This window comes from Leifsonia sp. RCC_180, assembly GCF_058138205.1.
In genome coordinates this window covers 1829848-1854252 of the sequence record NZ_CP200340.1, presented here as the reverse complement: position 1 = coordinate 1854252, position 24405 = coordinate 1829848, and the positions used below count along the sequence as shown (strand labels likewise).

The window sequence follows — 24405 nt, the reverse complement described above, 5'->3', positions numbered from 1 at the left end:
CTAGAGGAGTTCACCGTTGAATCTCACAGCACCTCACTCCGCCGGCAAGCGCATTCTCGCCGCTACCGCGATCGCCTCGATGGCCGCCCTCGGTCTCGCGGGCTGCTCCGGCTCCGGCTCCGGCTCCGGCTCTGACAAAGTGGGCGTCTCCCTCATCGTGAAGACGACCACCAACCCGTACTTCGTCTCCATGGAAGACGCCGCCAAGGCCGACGCCAAGAAGGCGGGCGTCAACCTCACCCTCGCGGCAGGCAAGCAGGACGGAGACGTCTCCACTCAGGTGCAGGCCATCGAATCCGCCATCGGCCGCGGCGACAAAGGCATCCTCATCACCCCCAACGGGCCCGGCGTTCAGAACGCCATCGACAAGGCCCGTAAGGCAGGCCTCTTCGTCATCGCGCTCGACACGGTTCCGACGCCGCCGTCCTCGGTCGACATCACTTTCGCCACCGACAACTTCGCCGCAGGCGAAGCCATCGGGAAGTGGGCCGCCGGGCAGCTGAACGGCAAGTCCGCCGACATCGCCATGCTCGACCTGTTCAACACCCAGGTCGTCTCCGTCGACCTCAACCGCGACCAGGGCTTCCTCAAGGGGATGGGGATCACCGTCCCCGACACCAAGAAGAACGGCAGCGAGGCCAAGAGCGGCAACTACACGGGCGGCAAGGGCGGCTCGTACACGATCGCCGGCCACCAGCCGACGAACGGTGATGCAGCCGACGGCCGAACGGCCATGGAGACCATCCTCGCCAAGGACCCCAACGTCAACGTGGTCTACACGATCAACGAGCCGGCGGCGTACGGCGCCTACCAGGCGCTCCAGGCGGCCGGTAAGACCAAGGACGTCATCCTGGTCTCGATCGACGGCGGATGCACCGGCGTCAGCCAGGTGAAGTCGGGCATCATCGGCGCGACCAGCCAGCAGTACCCGTCCAAGATGGCGTCGCTCGGCATGGAGGCCATCGTCAAGCTCGCGAAGACCGGGGAGAAGCCGAAGACCTCATCCGGCCTCGACTTCTACAACACCGGCTCCCGGCTGGTGACCAACACGCCCGTGGCGAACCTGACCAGCATCACGCCCGACGACGCCAGCAAGATCTGCTGGGGCAAGTAGCCACTCCGCCCGGGCCGGGCATCCGGCCCGGGAAACACAGACCAGGAGACCATCGTGAGTCAACCAACCGCCAATAGACCTGCGCCGCAGACCAAGCCTGCGTCGCAGACGAGCCCGCCCACCTCGGAGCTCGACCTCGCCCAGGAGTTCCTCCACCGGACGACTCCGCTGACGCGACTCCGGGGCCTGCTGCACCGGTACCCGGCGCTGAGCCCGGCGATCGTGCTCGTGCTTTCCATCATCGTTTTCGGAGCGATCAACCCGCGGTTCCTCAACCCCGGCAACCTGTCGCTGATCACACAGCAGGTTGCGGTGGTCGGCACGATCGGCATCGCCCAGACGCTGATCATCCTGACCTCCGGAATCGACCTCTCGGTGGGCGCTGCAACCACTCTCGCCGGGCTGGTCATCGCCCAGACAGCGTCGTCCAATCACGTCCCGGCTGTACTCGCCCTGCTGCTGGGTCTGGTCGTCGGCATCGCGACGGGACTGCTGAACGGGCTCCTCGTGACGCGGCTGAAGCTGCCTCCGTTCATCGTGACGCTCGGCACGCTGAGCATCTTCACCGCCATCCTGCTCCTCTACTCGAACAGCGCATCCGTGCAGGGTCAGAACCTGCCGCCGCTGATCACCTCGCTCGGCACCACCTTCAACATCGGCGGGGTGCAGATCACCTATGGCGTCGTGGTGATGGTCGTGCTGTACGCGATCGTGGCGACCATCCTCGGCCGCACAGCCTGGGGACGTCACGTCTACGCAGTCGGCGACGACGCCGAGTCGGCGCGCCTCGCAGGCATCCGGGTCAATCGTGTGCTGCTCAGCGTGTACCTCGCGGCAGGCGCCATCCTGGCCGTCGGTGCGTGGGTGCTGATCGGCCGCGTCGACGGAATCGGACCCAACGACGGCATCTCGACCAACCTCGAATCGATCACCGCTGTGGTAATCGGTGGAACCAGCCTCTTCGGCGGTCGTGGCACCGTCTGGGGAACCCTTCTCGGAGCCCTCATCGTCGGGGTGTTCGAGGAAGGCCTCGCGGTCGCCGGACTCGATGTGCTCTATCAGGTGCTCGCAGTGGGCATCCTCGTCATCGTCGCCGTCGCGGTCGACCAGTGGATCAGGAAGGCACGAAAGTGACTATCGCAACGGACAACCCGTCATCGGCCCCCACGGAGACCCGCACCCCCGTGCTGCAGGCCCGCCGCCTCGTCAAGACCTTCGGGAGAGTCGTCGGCCTCGACGGCGTCAGCCTGGAGCTCTACCCAGGCGAGGTCCTCGCCATCATCGGAGACAACGGTGCCGGCAAGTCCACCCTCGTCAAGTGCCTCACGGGCGCCGAGATCCCCGACGAGGGCGAGATCCTCCTCGACGGGCAGCCCATCCACTTCCGCCGTCCGCAGGACGCGCGCGGAGCCGGCATCGAGACGGTCTACCAGAACCTCGCCGTGTCTCCTGCTCTGGATGTCGCGTCCAACCTGTTCCTCGGCCGCGAACTGCGGCGGAAGGGCATTCTCGGTTCGGTGTTCCGGATCATGGACACCAAGAAGATGCGCAAGCAGGCGAAGGACGAGCTCACCACTCTGGGGATCACGACGCTGCAGGATGTCACCGTCCCGGTCGAGAACCTGTCCGGTGGTCAGCGGCAGGCGGTCGCGGTCGCCCGTGCCGCTGCGTTTGGATCCAAGGTCGTCGTCCTGGACGAGCCGACCGCCGCCCTGGGCGTCCGCGAGTCCCAACAGGTCTTGGAGCTCGTGAAGAACCTCCGTGACCGGGGCATCCCGGTGATCCTCATCAGTCACAACATGCCCCAGGTGTTCGAGGTCGCCGACCGGATCCACATCCAGCGACTCGGCAAGCGCGCGGCGACCATCACACCGCAGTCCCACTCGATGACGGATGCCGTCGCGATCATGACCGGGGCCAAGGTTGGGTGAGGCCAGGGCCCTGTACGCCCAGTTCACGGCGCGGCCGGGCCACGAGGATGAGGTCAAGCGCCTCGTGGCCGGTCTCGCCGAGAAGGTCCGGCGGGAGCCGGGCAACGTGACGTTCGCCGCCCACCGCCTGGTCGATGACCCCGCCGCCTTCTTCGTGTACGAAGAGTATGTGGATGCCGACGCTTTCTCCGCACACGTGAGCGCCCAGCACGGCATCGCGTTCAACGCTGCGCTCGCGGAGCATATCGTCGAGGAGGGCTCTCGGCTGACCTGGCTCGACCGCGTCTGACGCCGGGGCGGAGAGGGGACGAAACGATGCCCTTCTTCCGCCGGCGTCCGCGACGCGTCGCGATGCGCCCCTTCGACGAGGCTGGCCTCGGGGAGGCGGAGCCGGTCTCCCTGGAGCGGGCCCTCGAGGAGGGCATGCTCCTCACCGACTTCGCGGTACGGATGACCATTCGGAACGCTATCGTCACGGCGATGCTGACCGAACCGGGCGCGGTCTTCACACCGGAACTGTTCGTCGGAGCCGCCCGCCAGGCTCTGCTCGACCTCGCCGAGGAAGCAGATAGCGCGGAAGGGCGGATGGCGGCGGAACGCCGACTGGCCACGGTCCTCGAGGGTGAGCCGGAACATTCGCACGATTACCGCCCGGCCGACGCGATCAACCTGGGTCGCAGGGAAGCGCTCGCGCGAGCGACCGCCGCTGCGCTGAGGTGGCGGTCGGAGGACGCCGCCTTCCTCGCCGCGGTGGTCGAAGCGGCCCGCGCCGAGGCGTGGGCTGAGGTCTCCCGGGAGATCGAGCTTCGGATCGACCGCACGTTCACCTCACCGGACCCGATGGGGATGGACCAGCGGCTGCAGGAATTGCGTGCGGACTTGCGCCTGCTGATGCCGCCCGAGAGCTGAGGGCCGTATGCCGCAGCCTCCCCGCGTAGTCTGCAGGGCGGGGACCCGACGGAGGAGGAACACGACGTGTGCGCAATCGTGAAGTGGGTGCGGCGGGCCGGCTTTGAGGCGGTCGCATGACCGCGCTCCCGACCGACGCGGAACGCCGTGTCGCCCTGCGGCGGATGAAGGTGCTCGCGACGAGTCTGCTCGCCCTAGCCGCCGTGGTGTTCGCCGTGGCCTTCGCGCTGCAGGACCGCTACCCCTGGCTCGGATACGTGCGCGCCGCCGCCGAGGGGGCGATGGTCGGCGCGCTCGCGGACTGGTTCGCGGTGACCGCGCTGTTCCGGCATCCTCTCGGGCTGCGCATCCCGCACACCGCGATCATCCCGAACCGAAAGGATGAGATCGGGGCGAGCCTGGGTGAGTTCGTGGAGACGAACTTCCTTTCCGACGAGGTGGTCGCCGGCAAGCTGGGCACGATCGACCTCGCCGGTGCTGCCGCCGACTGGCTCACCCAGCCGCGGAACGCCCGCCGGGTGGTGGCGGAGTCCGCGCGGGGCGTGACGGGGCTCGTCGCCCTGCTGGACGACGACCGGATGCGGGAGGCGGTGGAGGCGGTCGTGCGCACGCACCTCGTCACCCCGCTGTGGGGTCCGCCGCTCGGGCGGCTCGGCGCGCGAGTGCTCGAGTCGGGCGGCCATCGTGAGGCGATCGACCTGCTTCTGGACCGGCTGGACGAGTGGCTCGCGGCGAACCCGGAGGCTTTCGGGCCGATCGTGTCGCGACGCCTCCCGTCGTGGCTGCCGTCGATCGTGGACCGCGTGATCGACGAGCGCCTCCACGCCGAGGCGCGCCGCTTCGTCCGGGACGTGCGCGAGGACCCGGACCACCGCCTGCGCCGCTCGCTCGACGCGTACCTCACCGAGTTCGCCGACCGGCTGCAGCACGACGACGCGACCATCGAGCGGCTGGAGGTGGCGAAAGGACGCGCGTTCGACGATCCGCGGATCCGCGAGCTGGCCGCCTCAGCCTGGGGCGCCGCGCGCACCGCCGCGATCGACGCGCTCTCCGACGAGGACGGTGAGCTGCGGCAGCGCGCGGAGGCGTTCGTCGCCGACGTCGCCCGGCGCATCCTCGCGGACGACGAGCTGCGGGCGTCCCTCAACACTCGCCTGACCGACGCCGCGCTGCACCTCGTGACGAGCTACCGCAGCGACATCTCGCACGTCATCACCGAGACCGTGCAGTCGTGGGACCCGGCTGAGACCACCGACAAGATCGAGACCCAGGTGGGGCGCGACCTCCAGTTCATCCGCATCAACGGGACGGTTGTGGGCGCGCTGGCCGGGCTCGCGATCTACAGCGTGGCGACGGGCGTCGCTGCCCTGCTCTGAGTCGCCCAGCTCAGTTCGCCTACGCGCTTGAGCGTCGGATGATGGTTACGCCTGCGCGAGTGCGCGCACGGTCCGCTCGATGATCGGTCTCAACTCGAGTCCGGGGTCGACGGTGAGACGGTGCAGCATCAGCCCGTCGCCAAGTGCCATCAGCGCACGGGCGGCGGGGACAGGGTCGGGGATGCCAGCCGCGCTCACCAGCTGGTCCGTCCAGCGTTCGAACTCGTGCCGCTGCCGTCGCAGCGGCGCCGTGAGCTCTGGGTCGGAGGCGAGTTCGACGAAGAGGGCGTAGCGCGCTCTGGTGCGCACCGCGAAGGCCCCCGACTGCAGTTCGACCATCGCACAGAGGCCATCGATCAAACCGTCCGCGCCGGGCGCGACGGAGACACCGGAGGGGTCGAAGTCGGCACGCTCGCTCTCGGCCACCCAGTCGACGATGCCTGCGAGCAGCGATCGGCGAGTTCGGAACCAGTTCGAGGTGGAACCGGCCGGCAGTCCCGCGCGGGCGTCGACGCGCGTGTGGCTGAGCGCTCGGACTCCCTCCGTCCCGAGCACCTCCACGGCCGCGCTGAGCGCGCGTTCCTTCGTCGTGGGCATTTACACCTCTCGCTCGTTCGCCTACTATGAACATAGTGGTACTACGAACATAGTATTCGCATCGTGCGCAAGGAGGCGTCATGGACACACCCGAGGTCCCGGAGGTGGCTACCCGATCATCGAGCTGGTTCCCGCCCATGTTGGACGCACCTGGTTTCGAGCACCTCGTCGTCGAGTCGCACGGGGTGCGCATCCACGTCGCCACGATCGGCGAGGGCGATCCTGTCGTGCTCCTGCACGGGTTCCCCGCGCACTGGTGGCAGTGGCGCGACATCGCTCCGGTCATCGCCCGCGCCGGCTATCGGGTCATCTGCCCCGACCTGCGCGGAACCGGATGGACGGCGGCCGACGATCCGCGCATCGAGCGCGAGACCCACCATCAGGACCTGCTCACACTGCTCGATGTGCTCCGAATAGAGCGCGTGCGCATCGTCGCCCACGACCTGGGTGCCATCAGCGCGAACCAGCTCGCGTACGCGCATCCCGAACGCGTCCGTTCGCTTGTCCAGCTCTCGGTTCCGCCGATGTTCATGCCGTTCAGCCTGAAACTCGTCGGCGGCTTCCGCCACATGCCTGCGCTCCTCTGGCACCGCCGCGGCCGCTCGCTCGCGGGGCTGTTCGATCCCAGCCACATCGCTCACCCGCTGCCGGACGAGACGATCGCTGCCTACCTCTCACCGATGGCCCGTCCCGAGGTCGACGGCGCCGTTCGACGGCTCTTCCGCCACATCGCCATTCCGGTTTCGATGCAGCTCGCGCGAGGGACCTTCGCCCGGCAGCGACTCCTTCCGCCGACCCTCGCGGTGTTCGGCCGGCGCGACCATCCGTGGGACGAGCCGTTGATCCGCCGCCTCTGCGGCGACCTCTCGCGCCACGCTGAGCGTTACGAACTGGCGTTCGTCGACGATGCCGCCCACTTCATCACGGACGATGCGCCGAGCGAGGTCACCGCGCTGGTGCTCGACTGGTTCGAACGGACGGCGTGACTGCCGGTGTATGCATTCACACGATCGTCTCGACGGTCAAGAGTTCTGTCCGTGCAACGGCCGTGCGATGCACGTCGGCCAGCGCAAGACGTTCGGGGTCGTGCATGTAAGCCTGCAACGCTGACTCATCGGGGAGGTGGATGACCTGCACCTCCAGCGGCCCGTCGCCCTCGCCGACACGGCGGACCCTGCTCATCACGGTGCCGCCGTGCTTGGGAACCAGGGCGAGCACCGTGTCCTCGTATGCTGTGAGCGCGTCATCCTGGCCCGGGGATGCCCACAGCAGGACGCACAGTTCGAGAGTCATAGGACGCACACTATCCACTGGTGACAGGGCGGGTTCAGAACCGGGTGAGCCCGTTCCCGATGATCACCGTGCCGATGACCGCCGCGACGATGATCGCGATCGTCGTGTCGTTCCGGAGGAGCCACTGCTGGGTGGAGGCGAGGGCCGGGCGGGCCTTGTCGGGCCGGATCAGCGCGAACAGTGCTGGCGCGCCGACGGTGCTGCCGCCGATCAGGACGTACACAGCGATGGCGATGACATCCTCCGACACGGGAAGCTTCGCCGGCCCGATCACAAGGCCCGCCGCGACGGCGAGCAGGATGGACTTGGGCCGGATGTTCAGGGCGAGGCCCAGCCCGAGCGCGGGCAGCGAGCGCATCCTGCCCACGGCCGACATCCAGCGGGGGACCGACTCGCTTTCCGCCGCCTGCGGGTGACGGCGCACCTCGATCACCGCGTACACGAGAAGGGCCACACCGATGATGATCTCCAGCACGCCGACGACCGGTTCCGGTCCGGTGGAGGTGTTCGCCGGGATGGCATGCAGGAAGATCGCGAAGAGCGACGTGATCACGACCAGCCCGGCGACGTAGCCCACGACGAAGAGAGTGGGCACCAGCGGCCGCGTCGACTCCAGGAGCAGCACCAGCACGGCGAGGATCGGGACAGAACTGAGCGCGACCGCGACGGCCAGCGGCAGCAGTTCCCCGATCACGGTCAGCATGCGACTCCTTTCGCCCGAGAGTCGGCGTCGCACAGCCGAGGCTACGGCAGTGACGCCGCCGCGGACAGCCTGGGATCGGCGAAGGGCCCGCTGCCCTACAGCACCTGCGAAAGGAAGCGGCGCAGCCGCTCCGACCGAGGGTTGTCGAACAGATCGTCCGGGGCGCCCTGCTCGACGATGACGCCGCCATCCATGAAGACCACGCGGTCCGCGACCCGGCGGGCGAAGCCCATCTCGTGCGTGACCACGACCATCGTCATTCCGGCCTTCGCCAGGTTGGTCATCACATCCAGGACGCCCTTCACGAGCTCCGGGTCGAGGGCAGAGGTGACCTCGTCGAACAGCATCAGCTCGGGGTCCATCGCGAGCGCACGGGCGATCGCCACCCGCTGCTGCTGGCCGCCCGAGAGCTGGGCGGGACGCGACTGCGCCTTGTGCTCGAGGCCCACGTCGGCGAGACGTTCCAGGGCGATCCGGTCCGCCTCCTGCCTGCTGATGCGCTTCACCTTGCGGAGGGAGATGGTCACGTTCTCCAGCACGGTCATGTGCGGGAACAGGTTGAAGCTCTGGAAGACCATCCCCATCCGGCTGCGCACCGCGTCGATGTTCGTCTTCGGCGACGTGATCACCTCGTCATCGACGATCACGCGGCCGGCGGTGGGCTCCTCCAGCCGGTTGAGCAGCCGCAGGAGGGTCGACTTGCCCGAGCCGGAGGGGCCGATGATGCAGACCACCTCGCCCGGTTCGATGCTGAGGTCGATGCCCTTGAGCACCTCCACCGGGCCGAACTGCTTGTGGATGCCCTCCACGGTGACGCGTCCGGCTTTCACTGCCGCTGGTGCCGTCGTCTGCTGTTGCATGTCGTTCGTCCTCGGTCGTCGTGTCTGAGTGGTCGTCGGGTCGGGCCGGAGCTCCGTCTGCGTCATCGCTGCGCCCCCTGCACCGGTTCGGCGGGCGTCGCCGCGACGGCACCGGTCGTCAGGTTGGCGGCGTCGTGTTCGCCGGTCATGGCGTTCTCGGGACGTCGGCCTGTCTTGAAGCGCCTGTCCATGTAGTTGACGACGTAGGTCAGCGGGATGGTGATGATGAGGTACATGATCCCGGCGGCCACCAGCGGCGAGAGGTTGCCGGTCTGCTGGGCGGCATCCTGCCCGATCCGGTACAGCTCGCGCTCGGAGACGGTGAAGCCGAGCAGGTAGACGAGGCTCGAGTCCTTGATCGTGGCGATGAACTGGTTGGTCAGCGCCGGGAGCACGTTGCGGATGCCCTGCGGGATGACGATGAGCCGCATCGCCATGCCGTGCGGCATCCCGAGCGCCCGGGCCGCCTCCAACTGCCCGGCGGGGAGCGCCTGGATGCCCGAGCGGAAGATCTCGGCGATGTACGCGCCGGCGATCAAAGCGAGCGTGAGGATGCCGTACGGGTACGAGCTGTCCCCGAAGATCCGGACGCCCATCAGCGGGAGTCCCTGCCCGAGCAGGAAGATCGTCAGGATGACGGGGAGACCTCGGAGGAGGTCGACGTACACCCGGGCCGGGATCCGCAGGATCGCACGCTTCGACATGCTCGCCAGGGCGACGAGGATCCCGACGAGGCTCCCCAGGATCATCGCACCGATCGCGAGGATCAGGGTGTTGGGCAAGCCCACGAGGATGAGGTCGGGCAGGATCGCCGTGATCTGGTCCCAGTTGAAGAAGCTGTCGATGATGTTCATGATCGTTCCCTTGGTCGGCCCGGGTGTTCGGCGGGACTACTCGACGGAGTACTTGTCGGACGGGTGGGCGGCGTAGTACTTCTTCAGCCAGTCGATGACGGGCTGGCTCGGGTCCGCGGGGTTCCACTTGTCGAGGATCTTCTGGGTGGTGCCGTCCTTGAGGAATCCGCGCAACTGCTCGTTGAGCGCGACCCGCAGGTTGGTGGCCTTCTTGTTGAGGATCCAGGCGCCGCCGCGGTCCTCCGGGTTGACCGCCGAGAGCGCGATCTTCATCGGGAACTGCTCGGTGTACGCCTTCGCCGACTGCGGGTCGACGAGGATGGCGTCGAGCCCGCCGCCGGAGAGGGCGAGACGTGCGGCGTTGTTCGAGGGGAACGTGACGATGTTCGACTTCGTCCAGTACTTCTGGGCGTACTCGAGCGCCTGGCTGGACTGCAGGATGCCGATCTTCTTGCCGGCGACGTCATCCTCCGTCTTGATCTTGGATCCCTTGGGCACGACGAGCGCGTTGTTGCCGATGATGTCGGGCAGCGTGAAGTCGACGGTCTTGCGACGGACGTCTGTGTCCGCGATGGACCCCATGGTGAGGTCGGCCTGGCCGCTGGCGACCAGCGGGATGAGGGTGTCGAAGTCGTGCGCCGTGATCTCGACCTTCAGACCGAGGTTGTCGGCCGCCTCGGTGACCAGCGCCACATCCACACCGGCCCACTTCTTGTCCTTGATGTAGGCGAACGGGGTGAGGTCGCTGCTCGTGACGATGGTGAGGACGCCCGGCTTGACCGTCTCGTACTTCGAAGTCTTGCTGTCGGCGGACGCGGAGGATCCCGCGCCGGAGCCGCTCGAGCACGCGGTGGTGGCGAGCAGTGCGCCGGCCAGGACGGCCGCCGCGAACGACGCCTTCGTGAGTCGCTTCATTTCGTTGCTCCAATGCTGATGGTTTCGTTGGCGAATCGATCGGGGGAGAAGATGCTGAGGTCGGCTTCGGAGGTCCCGGTCAGCGCAAGCTCGGCGCCGACGTCGCCGACCGCAGCCGACATCTTGAAGCCGCGACCCGAGCAGGCAGAGAGGACGACCAGGCGCGGGTGCTCGGCGGGGATGCCGATGGTGAACTCCTCGTCGGGCGTCATGGTGATCATGCAGCCGCCGGAGTGGACGGGGACGGGGTCGAGGTCGGGGAGCGTCTCGGCGACGAACGCCCGCACCCGGGCGAGCTCCCAGTCCTCCACCTCCTTCTTGTTGGCGGAGGGGTCGACGATCTCGTAGCCCTCGGTGAAGTCGAGACCGATCTTGACGCGGTACTCGTCGAACTCCGGCAGGCCCCAGCCGGTCTCGCCGACGGCCTCATGCGTGAAGGCGGGGAAGGCCTCCGGCGTGAACAGCGCCTCCTTGCCGGGTTTCGGCGCGAACCAGGAGAGCGTCGCCCGTCGCGGCGTGAGCTCAAGGGGCAGGAAGGGGAGCAGCTGACGCTGCCACGCGCCGGCCGCGACGATCGCCGTGCCGACCTCGTAGGTGCGGTCGGCGGTGACGATCAGCACGGAGTCGTCCTGGGGGATGACCTCCAGCACTGCCGCATCCACCACCCGGGCGCCGTGCGCCTGAGCGAGCTTCCACTCGGTGCGGATGGCCAGCTCCGGCTGGATGTAGCCGCTCGCCGGGTCGATCACGGCGATGTCGCCGGCGGTCACAACGTGCTGGGGGAAGCGGCGGCGCACTTCGTCCTCGTCGAGGTACTCGAGGGGAAGCCCGGTCTCGGCGGCGACCTTCTCCAGCCCGGCGATGAGCGGGCTGTCCGGCTTTCCGATGGAGAGGCCGCCGGTCATGTGTAGGACGGACTCTCCGCTCTCCTCCTCCAGTTCACGCCAGAGGCCGGCGGCGCGCTGCGCGAGCGCCGACTCCTGCGGGCCCTGCGGGGTGACCGACTTGAACACCCGCGAGTACCCGTGGGAGGAACCGCGGTCGTGGCCGGAGCCGAACTGCTCGAAGCCGATCACCTCCGCGCCGCGGGCTGCCGTCCGCCAGAGCGCAGCGCTCCCTGCGGCTCCCAATCCGATTACGCCTACCTGCGCGTCCACTTCGCTCCTCACTGAAAACGACCCGGTTCTGCTTCGGGTCGAGCCCCCGATGAAGGGGGTCGGCCGCGAAGTAACGGAAGTCAATCACAGCAAAGCGGAAGCGGTCAAGCGGAAATAAATGGGTAACCAGAGCGTAACAAAGCATTCCGCGACACGCGGATGCGATGCGGGCGTCGGTCAGACGCGGACGACCCGACCGATCGCCGACTCGAGCTCCGCCGCCTGCTGTGCGGAGAGGCCGGTGTCCGTGATCAGCAGGTTGATGTCGCTCGGGTCGCCGTAGCGGCAGAAGGAGACGCGGCCGACCTTGCTGTGATCGGCGAGCAGCACGCGGCGATTCGAGCAGCTGAGCGCGGCGCGCTTCGTCTCCGCCTCCGCGATATCGGGCGTGGTGAGCCCGCGCTCCAGGCTCAGGCCGTTGGTGCCCAGGAACGCCACATCCACATAGAGGTCCTGAAGGTTCCGGATGGCCAGCGCATCCACGCTGCCGAGAGTCACCGAGCGGACCCGGCCGCCCAGGATGACCACGGTCGCGGCGGTCGAACGAGTCGCCAGTTGCTGGGCGATCGGGAGCGAGTTCGTGACCACTGTCACCGGCAGATCCGCGGGAATCAGCTCCGCGAAGTGGGCGGTGGTCGTGCCGGCCTCGATGAAGATGACGCCTCCGACGGGGATCTCGTCGAGCGCCGCGCGGCCGATCCGCTCCTTCTCGGCGGTCCACTCGGTGCGCGCTGCGATGCCGGGCTCGAACACCGGAGTCTCGACCGGGATGCCCCCGCCGTGGACGCGCTGGATGAGGCCGTCGGACTGCAGGGCGGCGAGGTCTTTCCGCACGGTCTCAGGCGTCACCGACAGGGACTTCGCCGCGGCGTTCACCCGCACGCGTCCCTGCTGGCGCGCCGTCTCCAGCAGCAGTCGCTGCCGCTCCGGGCCCGAAAGTCGCTCGCCGTCGTCCTCGGCCGCCATGTCGCCTCCCTCATCCGCCGCCGCCTCAATGGCAGCGTGCGGAACACATCTTACGGTTTTGGTTCGTCCTTGACGGTTCTGCTCGATCTGTGCTTTGCTTTGTTTGCTTTGGAAAACGGATGGGCGCTGCAGGGAGGCGAGGCATGACGGATTTCGATCGGCACGACGCGACGGAGAGTGCCGGCGACCGCGACCGTCTGCACCCGGCGATCCTCGTCGTCGGCCCCAACCCCGCGATGGACCGCACGGAGGAGATCGAGGACTTCCGTCCCCACGAGGTGAACCGCGCAACAGTCAGCAGCCCGCGGGCCGGCGGGAAGAGCTTCATCGTCGCCCGTGCCTTGCGCCGGCTCGGCAACCCGGTCAGCGCCTACGGCTTCCTCGGAGGCGCGACCGGGCAGTACCTGCGCGACGAGTGCGCGAAGCTCGGGATCCGCGACCGCCACACCGAGATCGACGACGACACGCGCATCAACACCATCCTCGTGGATGAGCGCACGCGCCTCTCGACCGTCATCAACGAGCCGGGGCCCGTCGTCTCGCCCGCCGAGACCGCCGCCCTGACCGCCGCGGTCGCGGACGACCTGCGGGCGGGAGACCTCCTCATCCTCACCGGCAGCCTCCCGCGAGGAACCGGCGACGACCTCTACGCCCGGCTGATCGAGCTCGGTCGTTCGCGCGGAGCGAGGGTGATCGTTGACGCGGAGAGAGCGGCGCTCGTGAGTGCCGTGGCCGCACGGCCCTGGGCCGTGAAGTGCAACCTTCACGAGTTCCACGGCATCGTGCCGGACGCACCCCGTGACCTGTTCGACGATACGGATCGGGCGCGACTCGTCGCCGCCATGCGGTCGACCGTCGATGCGGGCGTCGCGCTTGTCGTGGTCACCCTGGGCGCGGAAGGGCTGGTGGCCGTGACGGCGACCGACGTCCTCCACGTCGAGGCAGCGATCGTGGAGACGAAGAACGCCACCGGGTCCGGGGACACCTTCCTGGCCGGATTCGCCTCGGCGTTGTCTGCCGGTGCCGACCTGCCCGAGGCTCTTCGCTTCGGGGCGGCCGCTGCAAGTGCGAACGCGGCCGTGCTCATCCCGGACATCGGGCCGGACCCGCAACTCGACGACCTGCTGGCGCGCACGCTCGTTCGGTCGGAGCAGCTCGGAAACGTCGAGAAGCTGGGTGTGCGTCGATGATCTTCCTGGGCGTCGACATCGGGACGACGCGTACGAAGGTGCTGCTCTATGACGCCGAAACGGGGGAGCGCCGTGTCGTGGCGCGGCCCACGCCGGTCACGACGTCCGCGGACGGCGACCTCCGCGACGCCGATGAGACGCTCGCTGCGGTCGTCGACGGCATCGGGGAGGTGGTCTCCGCGCTGAGCAGCGCAGAACGTGCGCGCATCACCGGCATCGGCGTGACGTCGCTCAGCGAGGAGATGGTGCTGCTGGATACGGCGGGCGCCTCCCTCGGGCCCATGCCGACCTGGTACAACCAGTCGCTCGGCGGTGCAGCTGCCGCCGCAGCGGGGCTCGATCCCTCGTTCTCGTGGGCGAAGCTGCACTGGGCGTTCGAGCGTATCGCGGGCAGCGCATCCCAACCCTTCGGTGATGTCGGTCCCGCGGAGGTCGCGACGGTGACCACCCTCAACGGCTACGTCGCCGATCGCCTCGCCGCTGCCGGCCGCTTCGCCGTGGACCACTCGCACGCCTCGCGCACCGGCTTCTTCGACGTGCGCACCGCACAGTGGCAGCCCGAGGTCTTCCGCCGGACCGGGTGGTCGGAGTCGCTCCTCCCGGAGCTCGTGCCCACCGCGACCTCGATCGGGGTGCTGGCCTCGGGCCTCGCTGAGCAGTGGGGCCTTCCGGGCTCGGTCCCGATCACCCTCGCCGGGCACGATCACTTCTGCGGCGCCTACGGGATCGGCGTGCGCGGCGACGGTGAACTGTACGTGTCCGCCGGCACCTCCGAGGCGCACTGTCTGATCGTCGACCGGCTGCCCGACGGCCCACTCCCTACCGACCTGGGGGTCGGCCGGTTCGTGGATGGGACGCGCTTCTACCTGCACCGCCAGCTGCCGTCCGGCCACCTCTACCGGCACTGGCGCAGGCTGCTCGGGCTCGAACAGGAGACGGCCGAGCAGGAGGCGACCGCGATCGCCGCCCGCCCGGTCGGCTCCGACGGGGCGGTGCTCGTGCCGGGGTTCGGCACGGACACCCGCAGCTGGTTGCTGGGGGTGCCGGCGGATGCGGATGAGCACACGATTCTGCGGGCGCTGTTCGAAGGCCTCGCATCCGCCGCCCTGCACGTCGACCGCGCCCTGACCGGCATTTCGGGGGCGGAGGTGACCGCCGTGCTCGCGGCCGGCGTCCCGTGCCAGAGCCCTGCTTGGCAACAGGTGCGGGCCCACCTCACCGACGCACCTCTCTCCATCAGCCACGAGGCCGAGGCGCCTGCCCTCGGCGCCGCGCTGATCGCCCAGTCGGCCGTGTCCGGGACGCCCGCCCCAGTACAGCCGTCGACCCTCGTAGACCCCGACCCTGCGCTGCTTCCGGCCTACCGGAGCGTCTACGACCGGTTCGAGCGTGCGCTCTCCGGCGTCGCGGGCTGAGCACCGCATCCACCCCGCACCACCACCTCCGAAGGGAACCGCCATGCCATTTTCACGCCCAGCCCCGCTGCCGACGCGCCGCCTCGGCACCACTGACCTCGAGATCACCCGCGTGGGTTTCGGCTCGCTTGCGATGGGCGGAGCGCAGTGGGTGTCCGGCCGCGGTGAGCAGAGCGAGGCCGACTCCGTGGCCAGCGCCCGAGCCGCCGTCGAGGCGGGCATCAACTGGATCGACACGGCTCCGGTCTACGGCCGTGGACTCGCCGAGGAGCTGGTGGGCGGAGTCCTCCGCGACTTCGCAGCAGCGGACCGGCCCCTGATCTTCACGAAGGCCGGTCTCGGTTGGGACGATGACGACCCGCGCGGCGAGCCCGTCCGCACCGGCGACCCGCTGCGCATCCGTCGAGAGGTCGAGGACTCCCTGCGCCGGCTGGGCGTCGAGCACATCGATCTCTACCAGATGCACTGGCCGCCGCTCGATCACTACACGGTCGAGGACTACTGGCCGGTCTTCGCCGAGCTACGCGACTCCGGGAAGGTTCGCGCGATCGGCCTGTCGAACCACAGCGTCGCCGAGCTCGAGGCGGCCGAACGGATCGCGCACGCGGACTCGATGCAGCCCCCGTTCTCGGCGCTGAGCCGGGGAGCCGCCGCGGACGTCATTCCCGCCTCCCTCGCCAACGGCACGGGTGTCCTCGCCTACGCTCCGATGGAGTCGGGTCTCCTGACCGGCGCCTTCACGGCAGAACGGGCGGCCTCGCTGTCCGACACCGACTGGCGCCGCACCAGCCCGGAGCACACGGGGGAAGGCCTGGCGCGCAACTTGCAGGTGGTGGATGCGCTCGCCGCGGTCGGCGCGCAGCGTGACGTCTCCACGAGTGCGGTCGCCGTGGCCTGGGCGCTCTCGTTCGAGGGCGTCACCGGTGCGATCGTCGGTGCCAGGAAGCCGGAACAGATCGACGACTGGATCGTCGCCGCATCCCTCGACCTCACCCCCGACGAGCTGGATGCGATCGACCGGGCGATCGAGGCGTCCGGCGCCGGAACGGGGCCGGTCCGGGCGCGGGTGCGCGCATGAGCCTGGTCACGCCGCACGAGCTGCTGCTGGGTTCGCCGGAGCCGACGGCCGTCGCCGCCTTCAACGTCATCCTCCTGGAGCACGTCGAGGCGTTCCTGGCGGCGGCCGAAGAGCGGTCGACGGGCCTCATCCTGCAGCTCTCCCAGAACGCGGTCCGCTATCACGGTTCGCTGGCGCCGTTCGGCCGGGCCCTCCTCGAGGCCGCGCGGCGCTCGTCGGTCCCCGTCGCGGTGCAGCTCGACCACGCGGACGACATCGACCTCATCCGGGAGGCTGCCGCCCTCGGCTTCACCTCGATCATGTTCGACGGCTCCCGGCTGGACTTTGCCGACAACGTCGCGCAGACCGCCGCGCTGACGACGGAACTTCACCGCTCAGGGATCTGGGTGGAGGCCGAGCTGGGCGAGGTCGGCGGCAAGGACGGCGTCCACTCGGCGACGGCGCGCACCGACCCCACCGAGGCGGCCGCGTTCGTCGCGCAGACGGGTGTCGACGGTCTCGCCGTCGCGGTCGGCAGCTCCCACGCGATGACCGAGCAGTCCGCATCCCTCGACCTCGAACTGCTGAGGGTGCTGCGTGACCGTGTCCCCGTTCCGCTCGTGCTGCACGGGTCGTCGGGCGTGGGCGACGAGGTGGTGCGCGGGGCCTGCCGGGCCGGCATCCGCAAGGTGAATCTGGGCACGCGGTTCAACGTGGTGTTCACCGCGGCGGTGCGCGATGCCCTGGCCGCAGACGCGTCGGTCGTCGACCCGCGTCGCTACCTCGACCGCGGTCGGCGGGCCATGGCGACCGAGGCCGCGCGGGTGCTCGATCTCCTGAACCAGGGATGAGCGGCGCGGCGGCGGATAGGGAGAGAAGGAGGCTGCGCCGCAGCCGTGCGCAGGTGTAGGACTGGTCCCATGGTCCGGATCACCAACAGCATCGACATCGATGCGCCGGCACACGAGGTGTATGCCGCACTCCGCGCCGTCGACGCGTTCCCGACCTGGCTGGGCCGCTCGATTGTCTACCACGGGACGCGGACGGCGGGTCCGGTCGCAGATTCGTCTGGCCGCTACGAAGACTCGACGATGCTCGGACGGATGCGCGGAGAACTCATCGAGGACGTGCCCGATCAGGCGCTCCAGTTCCACCAGCGGCGCCCGTCAGGCAGCCTCGACGCCTTCATCCGGTACGACATCGACGACACCGGCACCGGAACGCATCTCACGCGCGTCGGCGAACTGACCACTCACGGCATGCTCCGCGCGGTGCAGCCGATGCTCGTGCGGATGGCCGCGGCGGAGAGCGCGCGAACGATGACGGCGCTGAAAACGCACGTCGAGGCACACTAACGCGAGAGCGCCGCCAGCAGCCCCGTGAAGTCCTCGTTGCACGCGTCGCAGCCCGCGAGGTGCGCGGCGATCCGGGGGTAGCGAGCTGCCGCATCCACGCCGGAGAGGACGAGTTCGGCGAACACGTGCATGAGCGACATGGTCTCCGCGCAGCCCGAATCGGCTGGGTCGGTGTGCAGGAAACGCTCGAGGCGTTCTCGTGCGCTCATGTCGTCTCCTTCCCGCCGTCGTCCAGATAATGATTAGTGACAAGGTAGCCCCGCAACTTCCGTCGCGCGTCGAAGAGCGTCTTGTAGAGGGCGCCACGGGTGGTCTTGCGTGCCACGGCCAGCGCGTCGAGTGGGATGCCCTGCACCACCACCGCGAGGAGCACCTCGCGTTGCCGTCGGGTGAGGACCGTCTGGATGGCGGTGCGGAGCGCAGTGAGCAACTCGTCGGCGATGCCCGCCTCCTCCGGCGAGATGCCGAGGCGGTCCGGAAGCCGATCCCATCCGGTGGAGTCGAGTGACACGGCGGGATGCTGCCAGAAGTGGCGGCCGACCTTGCTCGACACTTCGAAGACGGCGAACGTGTAGGCCCACGTGGTGAAGCGGCTCTCGCCCCGGAACTCGTGGAGGCGTCGGAGCACCCCGATGACAGCGTCGGCCGCTGCCTGGTGCGCGATGTCATCCAGCTCCGGTCCGGAGAACGGAAGCGACACGGACCGTCGCCGGACCTCGCCCTGCGCGACCCGGAGCAGGAGCGCATACAGGCGGCCCTCGGCATCCCGCTGCTCTGCACCGCCCGCCGTGAGCGTGCGCCGCCAGTGGTCGGTCTCCGCACGGACGTCGCTGGACGGCTGCCACCGCTCGGGGCGCACGTCACCGTCATCCATGAAGCCGATGCTACGGCCAGTTCGGTAAGCATCCCCGACGGCCTGTCACTAACCGAGGGAGCGCCACTGCGCACGAGGCGCTCGGCAACCGATGTCCCATCGGAGACCGAACGATCGAAGGAAGAATCATGAGAACCGAATTCCGTCTCGCTGTCGCGGCGGCAGCCGCCCTCGCAGCGACCGCGCTCTTCGCCGGACCGGCGATCGCGGCACCGGCGCAGTCGAACGCCGAACCGTTGAACGCGAACCATTCCACGTCAGCCGTCTTCGTGCAGACCGATGGCCTCGCCGGCAACGCCGTGGTCGCCTACGACCGGGCGCCCGACGGGACTCTGCATCAGGCCGGCACCTACTCCACCGGTGGACTCGGCGGCGCCCTCACGGGGTCGGTCGTCGACCACCTGGCCTCGCAGGGATCCCTCGTCTACGACCGGGGGCTGCTTTACGCGGTGAACGCGGGCAGTAACACCGTCACCGTCTTCGCCGTCGATGGGGACCGGCTGTTCCGGCTCGAAGTGCTGCCCTCCGGCGGTTCCTTCCCGGTGAGCGTGACGTCGCACGGCGGCCTCGTCTACGTGCTGAACGCCCGCGCGGGCGGAACGGTCCAGGGCTACCTGCGCGTCGGAGACTTCCTCGTCCGCGTTCCGTCCTGGAACCGGTCGCTCGGACTCGACCCGACGCAGACGCCCGAATTCACCCACACGCCGGGACAAGTGGCGTTCACGCCGAGCGGATCCCAGCTCGTGGTGACCACCAAGGGCAACGGAAGCGCGATCGACGTTTTCGCGGTCAACCGGTTCGGCGGCGTTTCGCAGACCCCGGTGGTGACTCCGGAGCCCGGCGCGGTGCCCTTCGCCGTGGCCTTCGACGCCGCCGGCCACCTGGTCGTCGCCGAGGCGGGAACCAATGCGGTCGCGACCTTCGCCATCCAGCCCACAGGTACTGTGACCCCGATCGCCGTGGCCCCGACCGGGCAGGCGGCCACCTGCTGGATCGTCGCGGACGGCGCACACTTCTACGCCTCCAACGCCGGCAGTGCGACCCTCTCCGGGTACACGGATGCGGGCAGCGGCGCGTTGACGGCGCTCGGCACGAACCCGACCGGACCGGGCACGGTCGACGCGGCGACCTCCTCGGACGGCCGCTACCTCTACGCCCAGACCGGTGCGAACGGAGGCGTCGACGCCTTCCGGATCAACGCCGACGGCAGCCTGACCTCGGTCGGCTCGGTCGTCGTTCCCGGCGCGGTCGGCGGGGAGGGCATCGCAGCGCTCTGAGCTGCTCCGCTCTGACGACACAACGCCCCGCGAGCTGATGGGCTCGCGGGGCGTCTGCGGTCCGGTAGCCGCGAAACGGCCCATGGAGACTATCGTGGCGGCAAGCACTAAGGGGGTGCGGTCATGCCGTTCTTCGTGATCGAACGGAACTACGCCGAGCGGGTCGACATCCCGATCGAGGCCGCTCCTGGCATCAACCTGATCAACGACGAGGAAGACGTGCGGTGGCTGTACTCGTTCCTCTCGGTCGACCATCGCAAGAGCTACTGCCTTTACGAGGCGCCGTCGATCGAAGCGATCCGCGCGGCGGCAGCGCGGGCGGGGATGCCGGCCGACTCGGTCGTCGAAGTGGAGGGCACGGTCATGCCCAGCGGACAGCTGATCCCGTTGCGCTAGCCGCGACCGGCTAGAGCAGACCGCGTTCCCGGGCCAGCATGGCCGCCGCGGTCCGGTTGCTCGATCCGGTCTTCGAGAGGATGCTGCGCACGTGGTTGGCGGCGGTGTTCTCGGTGATGACCAGGTGTGCCGCGATCTCCTTGTTGCTGCGTCCTTCTGCCACCAGCCGCAGGACTTCGACCTCGCGCAGCGTCAGCCCGTGGGTTCGCGGCACGTGGTCTGGATGCGCCGGGCCAAGGACGCGCAGGACGCGCCGGAGCCGCGCGGGCTCGGCGATCGACCGTGCGCGCGAGACCAATTCGGCGGCCGTCGCTGAGGCCGGATCGTCGCGCCGAAGCCACGTGGCTTCCGCCGCCAGCGCGTACGCCGTATGCAGGGGCGCGCCCATTCGCTCGTTCATCTCGAGGGCCGCGCCGAATCGGTTGAGGGGCGCACCGAAGCGGCAGAGGGACTCGACCTCGCCGAGGTAGCAATCGGTGCTTCCGAACACCGCGACGAAGTAGCCGGCCATCAGGTTCAGTCCCTGGTACTCGAGCAGCCAGGGATGAAGCGGGGCGGCGAGCGCCGGATCCTCGAGCCACACGGCGGCCTCGGTCATGAAAGCGAGGCACGCCGGCCAGTCGGAGGAATGGTGCGCGTCGGGATGGTCGTGGTCGAGCATCCACGTGAGGAGGCGCCGCGTCGGCTCCGCCAACCCGAGCTCCGTGTAGAGGGCGAGGAGGCCGGGTGCCCACCGCGTCTCGGGGGACTCGTCGCCGGTCACGAAGGGGCGCACCGTTTCCAGGACGCCGCTCTCACGCCGGAGCATGAAGCCCTGCAATGCGCCGGCTCCGGATGTGGCGTCCGACCGGAATTCGCGCTCCGCCCGCTGGATGCCCAGGATCGCCGCCCGGGTCCCGTCGAGTTCGCCGCCCGCGAGCGAGCGCCCGAACCGCACGCAACTCGCGAAGTATGCCCAATACGAACCCCAGTGGCGCGCGGTCTCCGCCAGATCGAGCTCGCATTGATCGAGCTCCGCGCGCTCGCCGGCGACATAGGAGGTCGCGCTGCGCACATACGCGGCTGCGCCGAAGGCCTCGTCGTGTGCGCCGCCCGCGAGGCGGGCCAGCTCCCTGCTCCGCGCGAGCCGCGCGCCGATGTCTCGCGGGCCCAAGGTCTGCGACACGGTCACGCGCAGCGCTTCCGCCAGGACCCCGCGGTCGCCGAGTCGGCGGGCGGCGGCTATCGAACGGTCGCCCAGTGCGGCCGCTTCGTCGAGGTCGCCGGTGAACGCCGTGGCGCGCCCGAGGGCCGCCAGCCCGCGGACGTGCAGCGGATCGCCTTCGACGGCCGGGATCGCCGACAACGCCGAGGTGAGCAGTCCGCGTGCCTCGTCGCCGTGCAGTCCCGGTCGCCAGGATGCCTCCTCGAACTCGATCGCCGCATGGAGGCGGGAACGGGGGTCGCCCTCCCCGATGACCCGGAGGGCCGTCGACCGCGCGTGAGCGAAGTCGGAGGCCAGGATCCAGCTGTGCACCGCTCGGAGCCGGAGACGATCCCGGGCCGACGGGTCCGTGACCAGCTCTGCCGCACGGTCGAACGAACGCGCGGCGTCGTCGTGCGCCAGCCGCGCGTCCGCGGCCTCGGCCGCCCTCGTCAGGTAGGTGGCCGCACGTTCGCCGTACCCGAGAGCCCGTGCCTCGGTGTAGTGGTGGGCGAGTCTCTGCACGAGGCGGGGAGCGGTCGGGAAGCCGGCCTCGAGCGTGTGGGCGACCAGCGCGTTCATCGCCATGACCTCTGCACGCGAGCACTGCTGCAAGAGCGCCTGCCGAGCGATCGCGTGCGGAAAGCGGAGCGTCTCGCGCGACGGCTGCGGTGCTTCGAGGAGACCGGATGCGACAGCGACGTCGATGGCGGACAGCGTGACCTCCAGCGTCGAACAGCTGACCGCCACGAGTTCGGCGATATCGAACTCCTGGCCCAGAACCGCCGCCAGTTCCAGGACGTCTCGCTGTGGTCCCGTCAGGGCGGCGATCCGGGAGCGCAGGAGGTCGGGGGTCGCACTCGGCAGTTCGAGGACCACGGTGTCCTCGGAGCCGAGGGAGTCTGACGAGTCGACGACGCGTTGCCACGTCGCGCGCACCAGGAACGGGTTGCCGCCCGTCAGGGCGCGGAGGACCACGGCCGACCCGGATGCGACGTCGGCCGTCACCCCGCCTGCCACGCTGACGAATTGGGCGATCTCGGCGACGGTGAACGGGGCGAGTTCACATCGCCTCACCCCCTCCAGTCCACCGAGGTCGGCGAGGACATCGGCCAGCTGATCCGACCGGTCCGGACGGGTCGAACGCAGGGTGCCGATGACGAGCAGCCGGGCGTCGACCGTGTTCGCGACGATCCGGGAGAGCAGACGCAACGCGCTCGGCGCCGCCCAGTGGAGGTCCTCGGCGACCAGGATCAGCGGGCGCACGTCGGCGACCGCGAGCAGCAGTTCGCTGACCGCCTGGAAGAGACGCGCCTGCCCGCCCTCCATACCGTCCGCCGACACCGGCTGCGCGAATGCCCGTTCGAGCAGGTCGACGGAGCGCGCGAGGTCGCGGTCGCCGTCCGGGACGTGGACCATCGTCAGAAGGTCGCGGATAGGGCCGTCGAACGGCTCGAACGGCGCGGCGAGGTCTTGTACGCACGCGCCGGTGAGAACGACCGCGCCGTCGGCCTCGTGCAGAGCGGTGCACACCGTGCTGACCAGGCGGGACTTTCCGATGCCCGGAGCGCCACTGATGAAGACAGCGCGGCCGGCGCCCAGTTGGACGTCTGACCACGCGATCTCGAGTTCCGCGACCTCTTCAGTTCGGGCGACGAACGGCGGCTGACCGGGCGTTCCCCACCGTGGCGGAAGGGTCGTGGCGGACCGGTCCCGCATGGCCCCAGGGTAGCGCGACGACACTGCGCGGGTCCATGGCGCGAAATGACTAGACGATGCGAGGCAAGGATGGTCAGTTCTGGTCAGGTCGAGGGTGGGGATGCGGTCCTAGCCTGTGGCCTGAGCGGCCCGATGGACCATCGCGCCGAATCGCGCCCATCCCTGGAGGACATCATGACCGTGACGACGAGCCAACCGGAGCCGTCCGCCCAGGGCTACGAGTCCGGGCGGCGATCATTCGAGGCGTTCCTTCTCGACGGCGAGCGGAACCTCGCCAACGGCGAGTTGGACGAGGTCGGCGATTTCGCCGCCTTCTTCCGGGCTGTCCCCGGCGACCTTCGCCCGGCCATCGCGGAGTCGTTGCGCCGGGGGCCCGGCGGACGCGCAGTGCGACCGCCTATCCCCGCCACAGTCGCGGACGCCGGGACGGATGGGATGATCCGCGCGTCACAGGTGTCACCGACCGGGGAGCCGGACTCGATCGTCCGGGACCCGGGAGGGGCAGCGACAGGTCACCTGGCTCGCGTCGAGCTCCTCCTCGAGGAGCTCACGATCGACCCGTGCCCCGCCCGGAGGACCAGCCGACGCGATTCCGTCTTCTTCGATGTGACGACCCTCGACGCGACGGGAGCCGTCGCGACGACGACCACCCGAGCGTGCCGTCGGCGGGCGTGCTTACCTGCGGCCTTCTGCGATCGGGTGCTGGCGGCGGTCGAGCTCGACCAGGCGGACGGCGACTGGCCCCGCACGATCTCGTTCGAGGTCGCTACCGCCGAGGGCGCCGAGGATCGCCTGGCGGACCTGATCGAGGCGGGACGCGGCTACCTCCGTCACGAGCTCGACGCCATCCTGGCGGCGCGTGGTGCAGGGTGGACCCGGAACGGCATCCTCCCACCGGAGCTCGCGGCTCTCATCGACGCGCACGTGCGCGCGTGGCTGGACGGTCTGATCGCCTGGTCGAGCGAGCTGCTCCCGGGCGCAGGGAGGAAGGCGGAGGTCCGCCTCGGCGACGAGGCGCAGTTCACTGCGACCCTCACAGGGCCGGACCTCGACTACGTCTACCGGAACGCGCACACTGGCCGGCTGATCGAGATCACCGGCCCCTCCCTGGTCCGCACCAGGCCGATGGTTCACACCTTCTCGGCAGGAGGCGAGGAGTTGCGGGCCCGGTTCAGGATGGGCCTCCGCGGCTCGGCCACGCCGACCAGTGCTTCGGTGGTGGGCGCGCATCCCCGTGTGTTGCAGACAGTGGGTAGTTAACCTC

26 protein-coding genes are annotated in these 24405 nt (G+C 69.3%); 15 read left to right on the top strand and 11 right to left on the bottom strand.

The annotated features are described in order from the left end of the window. The first annotated feature begins 79 nt into the window (after positions 1-79). The 6 genes from AB7E03_RS09205 (at position 80) to AB7E03_RS09180 (ending at position 5330) form a co-directional block, all read left to right on the top strand. Entirely contained in the window at positions 80-1114 is a 1035-nt protein-coding gene (locus tag AB7E03_RS09205) for a substrate-binding domain-containing protein (RefSeq protein WP_489942893.1), read from the top strand. A gap of 54 nt (positions 1115-1168) precedes the next feature. After that, a complete protein-coding gene (locus AB7E03_RS09200) occupies positions 1169-2248 on the top strand; it encodes an ABC transporter permease (RefSeq protein WP_489941120.1) in 1080 nt (359 codons plus the stop codon). Positions 2249-2250: 2 nt separating this feature from the next. After that, a complete protein-coding gene (locus tag AB7E03_RS09195) occupies positions 2251-3045 on the top strand; it encodes an ATP-binding cassette domain-containing protein (protein ID WP_489942892.1) in 795 nt (264 codons plus the stop codon). Further along, positions 3038-3334, top strand: a complete 297-nt coding sequence (locus AB7E03_RS09190) for a putative quinol monooxygenase (protein ID WP_489941119.1) — start codon at positions 3038-3040, stop codon at positions 3332-3334. Before AB7E03_RS09195 ends, AB7E03_RS09190 begins: the two co-directional genes overlap by 8 nt. Before the next feature lie 134 nt (positions 3335-3468). Beyond that, a complete protein-coding gene (locus AB7E03_RS09185; protein WP_489941118.1) occupies positions 3469-3954 on the top strand; it encodes a hypothetical protein in 486 nt (161 codons plus the stop codon). A gap of 116 nt (positions 3955-4070) precedes the next feature. Then, positions 4071-5330 carry a DUF445 domain-containing protein gene (locus tag AB7E03_RS09180; protein ID WP_489941117.1) on the top strand — a complete coding sequence of 420 codons (1260 nt, stop codon included), beginning with the start codon at positions 4071-4073 and terminating at the stop codon, positions 5328-5330. A gap of 45 nt (positions 5331-5375) precedes the next feature. On the opposite strand, the gene AB7E03_RS09175 is transcribed toward AB7E03_RS09180, so the two are convergent. Beyond that, on the bottom strand, positions 5376-5927 hold the full coding sequence (locus tag AB7E03_RS09175; RefSeq protein WP_489941116.1) for a TetR/AcrR family transcriptional regulator: 552 nt from the start codon (positions 5925-5927) through the stop codon (positions 5376-5378). Positions 5928-6007: 80 nt separating this feature from the next. On the opposite strand from AB7E03_RS09175, the gene AB7E03_RS09170 reads away from it, so the two are divergent. Beyond that, a complete protein-coding gene (locus AB7E03_RS09170) occupies positions 6008-6913 on the top strand; it encodes an alpha/beta fold hydrolase (RefSeq protein ID WP_489941115.1) in 906 nt (301 codons plus the stop codon). 16 nt (positions 6914-6929) lie between these two features. Here AB7E03_RS09170 and AB7E03_RS09165 read toward each other — a convergent pair whose 3' ends face one another. The 7 genes from AB7E03_RS09165 to AB7E03_RS09135 all read right to left on the bottom strand — a co-directional run bounded on the left by AB7E03_RS09165 (position 6930) and on the right by AB7E03_RS09135 (position 12675). After that, positions 6930-7220, bottom strand: a complete 291-nt coding sequence (locus AB7E03_RS09165; RefSeq protein WP_489941114.1) for a DUF1330 domain-containing protein — start codon at positions 7218-7220, stop codon at positions 6930-6932. 34 nt (positions 7221-7254) lie between these two features. After that, positions 7255-7923, bottom strand: a complete 669-nt coding sequence (locus AB7E03_RS09160) for a GAP family protein (protein WP_489941113.1) — start codon at positions 7921-7923, stop codon at positions 7255-7257. 95 nt (positions 7924-8018) lie between these two features. Continuing rightward, positions 8019-8783: an amino acid ABC transporter ATP-binding protein gene (locus tag AB7E03_RS09155; protein ID WP_489941112.1), complete on the bottom strand. Its 765-nt coding sequence runs from the start codon at positions 8781-8783 to the stop codon at positions 8019-8021. Between the two features lie 62 nt (positions 8784-8845). Next, the gene (locus AB7E03_RS09150; RefSeq protein ID WP_441781215.1) at positions 8846-9637 is read right to left on the bottom strand and encodes an amino acid ABC transporter permease; all 792 of its coding nucleotides are present in this window, start codon (positions 9635-9637) and stop codon (positions 8846-8848) included. A 36-nt stretch (positions 9638-9673) separates the two neighbouring features. After that, positions 9674-10552 carry an ABC transporter substrate-binding protein gene (locus AB7E03_RS09145; RefSeq protein WP_441781216.1) on the bottom strand — a complete coding sequence of 293 codons (879 nt, stop codon included), beginning with the start codon at positions 10550-10552 and terminating at the stop codon, positions 9674-9676. Next, the gene (solA, locus tag AB7E03_RS09140; protein ID WP_489941111.1) at positions 10549-11709 is read right to left on the bottom strand and encodes an N-methyl-L-tryptophan oxidase; all 1161 of its coding nucleotides are present in this window, start codon (positions 11707-11709) and stop codon (positions 10549-10551) included. Before solA ends, AB7E03_RS09145 begins: the two co-directional genes overlap by 4 nt. Before the next feature lie 177 nt (positions 11710-11886). Continuing rightward, complete coding sequence (locus AB7E03_RS09135; protein WP_489941110.1) at positions 11887-12675, bottom strand: DeoR/GlpR family DNA-binding transcription regulator; 789 nt, start codon at positions 12673-12675, stop codon at positions 11887-11889. Between the two features lie 143 nt (positions 12676-12818). Between AB7E03_RS09135 and AB7E03_RS09130 the strand changes: the two genes are divergently transcribed. The 5 genes from AB7E03_RS09130 to AB7E03_RS09110 all read left to right on the top strand — a co-directional run bounded on the left by AB7E03_RS09130 (position 12819) and on the right by AB7E03_RS09110 (position 17692). Further along, complete coding sequence (locus AB7E03_RS09130; protein ID WP_489941109.1) at positions 12819-13865, top strand: 1-phosphofructokinase family hexose kinase; 1047 nt, start codon at positions 12819-12821, stop codon at positions 13863-13865. Continuing rightward, on the top strand, positions 13862-15280 hold the full coding sequence (locus AB7E03_RS09125; protein ID WP_489941108.1) for an FGGY-family carbohydrate kinase: 1419 nt from the start codon (positions 13862-13864) through the stop codon (positions 15278-15280). The genes AB7E03_RS09130 and AB7E03_RS09125 overlap by 4 nt, the downstream gene beginning before the upstream one ends. A gap of 43 nt (positions 15281-15323) precedes the next feature. Continuing rightward, positions 15324-16358, top strand: coding sequence for an aldo/keto reductase (locus AB7E03_RS09120; protein ID WP_489941107.1), 1035 nt, complete (start codon positions 15324-15326; stop codon positions 16356-16358). Next, positions 16355-17188 carry a class II fructose-bisphosphate aldolase gene (locus tag AB7E03_RS09115; RefSeq protein ID WP_489941106.1) on the top strand — a complete coding sequence of 278 codons (834 nt, stop codon included), beginning with the start codon at positions 16355-16357 and terminating at the stop codon, positions 17186-17188. The genes AB7E03_RS09120 and AB7E03_RS09115 overlap by 4 nt, the downstream gene beginning before the upstream one ends. A 69-nt stretch (positions 17189-17257) precedes the next feature. Further along, positions 17258-17692, top strand: coding sequence for an SRPBCC family protein (locus tag AB7E03_RS09110; protein WP_489941105.1), 435 nt, complete (start codon positions 17258-17260; stop codon positions 17690-17692). On the opposite strand, the gene AB7E03_RS09105 is transcribed toward AB7E03_RS09110, so the two are convergent. Beyond that, a complete protein-coding gene (locus tag AB7E03_RS09105) occupies positions 17689-17901 on the bottom strand; it encodes a hypothetical protein (protein WP_441781229.1) in 213 nt (70 codons plus the stop codon). The genes AB7E03_RS09110 and AB7E03_RS09105 overlap by 4 nt on opposite strands. Further along, positions 17898-18566 (bottom strand): sigma-70 family RNA polymerase sigma factor, encoded by a 669-nt coding sequence (locus AB7E03_RS09100; protein WP_489941104.1) that lies wholly within the window; start codon positions 18564-18566, stop codon positions 17898-17900. The genes AB7E03_RS09105 and AB7E03_RS09100 overlap by 4 nt, the downstream gene beginning before the upstream one ends. A 128-nt stretch (positions 18567-18694) precedes the next feature. On the opposite strand from AB7E03_RS09100, the gene AB7E03_RS09095 reads away from it, so the two are divergent. Further along, positions 18695-19843, top strand: coding sequence for a lactonase family protein (locus AB7E03_RS09095; RefSeq protein ID WP_489941103.1), 1149 nt, complete (start codon positions 18695-18697; stop codon positions 19841-19843). Between the two features lie 123 nt (positions 19844-19966). Continuing rightward, on the top strand, positions 19967-20239 hold the full coding sequence (locus AB7E03_RS09090; protein ID WP_489941102.1) for a nickel-binding protein: 273 nt from the start codon (positions 19967-19969) through the stop codon (positions 20237-20239). Between the two features lie 10 nt (positions 20240-20249). On the opposite strand, the gene AB7E03_RS09085 is transcribed toward AB7E03_RS09090, so the two are convergent. After that, positions 20250-23141 (bottom strand): helix-turn-helix transcriptional regulator, encoded by a 2892-nt coding sequence (locus AB7E03_RS09085; RefSeq protein ID WP_489941101.1) that lies wholly within the window; start codon positions 23139-23141, stop codon positions 20250-20252. 174 nt (positions 23142-23315) lie between these two features. Here AB7E03_RS09085 and AB7E03_RS09080 point away from each other — a divergent pair, with 174 nt between their 5' ends. After that, a complete protein-coding gene (locus tag AB7E03_RS09080; RefSeq protein WP_489941100.1) occupies positions 23316-24401 on the top strand; it encodes a hypothetical protein in 1086 nt (361 codons plus the stop codon). Positions 24402-24405: the final 4 nt, after the last annotated feature.

Excerpts from the sequence above, each read along its gene's own strand:
- AB7E03_RS09205 (WP_489942893.1), top strand. The coding sequence starts at position 80 with ATGGCCGCCCTCGGTCTCGCGGGCTGCTCCGGCTCCGGCTCCGGCTCC.
- AB7E03_RS09185 (WP_489941118.1), top strand. The coding sequence starts at position 3,469 with ATGCTCCTCACCGACTTCGCGGTACGGATGACCATTCGGAACGCTATC.
- AB7E03_RS09180 (WP_489941117.1), top strand. The coding sequence starts at position 4,071 with ATGACCGCGCTCCCGACCGACGCGGAACGCCGTGTCGCCCTGCGGCGG.
- AB7E03_RS09175 (WP_489941116.1), bottom strand. The coding sequence starts at position 5,927 with ATGCCCACGACGAAGGAACGCGCGCTCAGCGCGGCCGTGGAGGTGCTC.
- AB7E03_RS09170 (WP_489941115.1), top strand. The coding sequence starts at position 6,008 with ATGGACACACCCGAGGTCCCGGAGGTGGCTACCCGATCATCGAGCTGG.
- AB7E03_RS09165 (WP_489941114.1), bottom strand. The coding sequence starts at position 7,220 with ATGACTCTCGAACTGTGCGTCCTGCTGTGGGCATCCCCGGGCCAGGAT.
- AB7E03_RS09160 (WP_489941113.1), bottom strand. The coding sequence starts at position 7,923 with ATGCTGACCGTGATCGGGGAACTGCTGCCGCTGGCCGTCGCGGTCGCG.
- AB7E03_RS09155 (WP_489941112.1), bottom strand. The coding sequence starts at position 8,783 with ATGCAACAGCAGACGACGGCACCAGCGGCAGTGAAAGCCGGACGCGTC.
- AB7E03_RS09150 (WP_441781215.1), bottom strand. The coding sequence starts at position 9,637 with ATGAACATCATCGACAGCTTCTTCAACTGGGACCAGATCACGGCGATC.
- AB7E03_RS09145 (WP_441781216.1), bottom strand. The coding sequence starts at position 10,552 with ATGAAGCGACTCACGAAGGCGTCGTTCGCGGCGGCCGTCCTGGCCGGC.
- AB7E03_RS09135 (WP_489941110.1), bottom strand. The coding sequence starts at position 12,675 with ATGGCGGCCGAGGACGACGGCGAGCGACTTTCGGGCCCGGAGCGGCAG.
- AB7E03_RS09130 (WP_489941109.1), top strand. The coding sequence starts at position 12,819 with ATGACGGATTTCGATCGGCACGACGCGACGGAGAGTGCCGGCGACCGC.
- AB7E03_RS09125 (WP_489941108.1), top strand. The coding sequence starts at position 13,862 with ATGATCTTCCTGGGCGTCGACATCGGGACGACGCGTACGAAGGTGCTG.
- AB7E03_RS09120 (WP_489941107.1), top strand. The coding sequence starts at position 15,324 with ATGCCATTTTCACGCCCAGCCCCGCTGCCGACGCGCCGCCTCGGCACC.
- AB7E03_RS09115 (WP_489941106.1), top strand. The coding sequence starts at position 16,355 with ATGAGCCTGGTCACGCCGCACGAGCTGCTGCTGGGTTCGCCGGAGCCG.
- AB7E03_RS09110 (WP_489941105.1), top strand. The coding sequence starts at position 17,258 with ATGGTCCGGATCACCAACAGCATCGACATCGATGCGCCGGCACACGAG.
- AB7E03_RS09105 (WP_441781229.1), bottom strand. The coding sequence starts at position 17,901 with ATGAGCGCACGAGAACGCCTCGAGCGTTTCCTGCACACCGACCCAGCC.
- AB7E03_RS09100 (WP_489941104.1), bottom strand. The coding sequence starts at position 18,566 with ATGGATGACGGTGACGTGCGCCCCGAGCGGTGGCAGCCGTCCAGCGAC.
- AB7E03_RS09095 (WP_489941103.1), top strand. The coding sequence starts at position 18,695 with ATGAGAACCGAATTCCGTCTCGCTGTCGCGGCGGCAGCCGCCCTCGCA.
- AB7E03_RS09090 (WP_489941102.1), top strand. The coding sequence starts at position 19,967 with ATGCCGTTCTTCGTGATCGAACGGAACTACGCCGAGCGGGTCGACATC.
- AB7E03_RS09085 (WP_489941101.1), bottom strand. The coding sequence starts at position 23,141 with ATGCGGGACCGGTCCGCCACGACCCTTCCGCCACGGTGGGGAACGCCC.
- AB7E03_RS09080 (WP_489941100.1), top strand. The coding sequence starts at position 23,316 with ATGACCGTGACGACGAGCCAACCGGAGCCGTCCGCCCAGGGCTACGAG.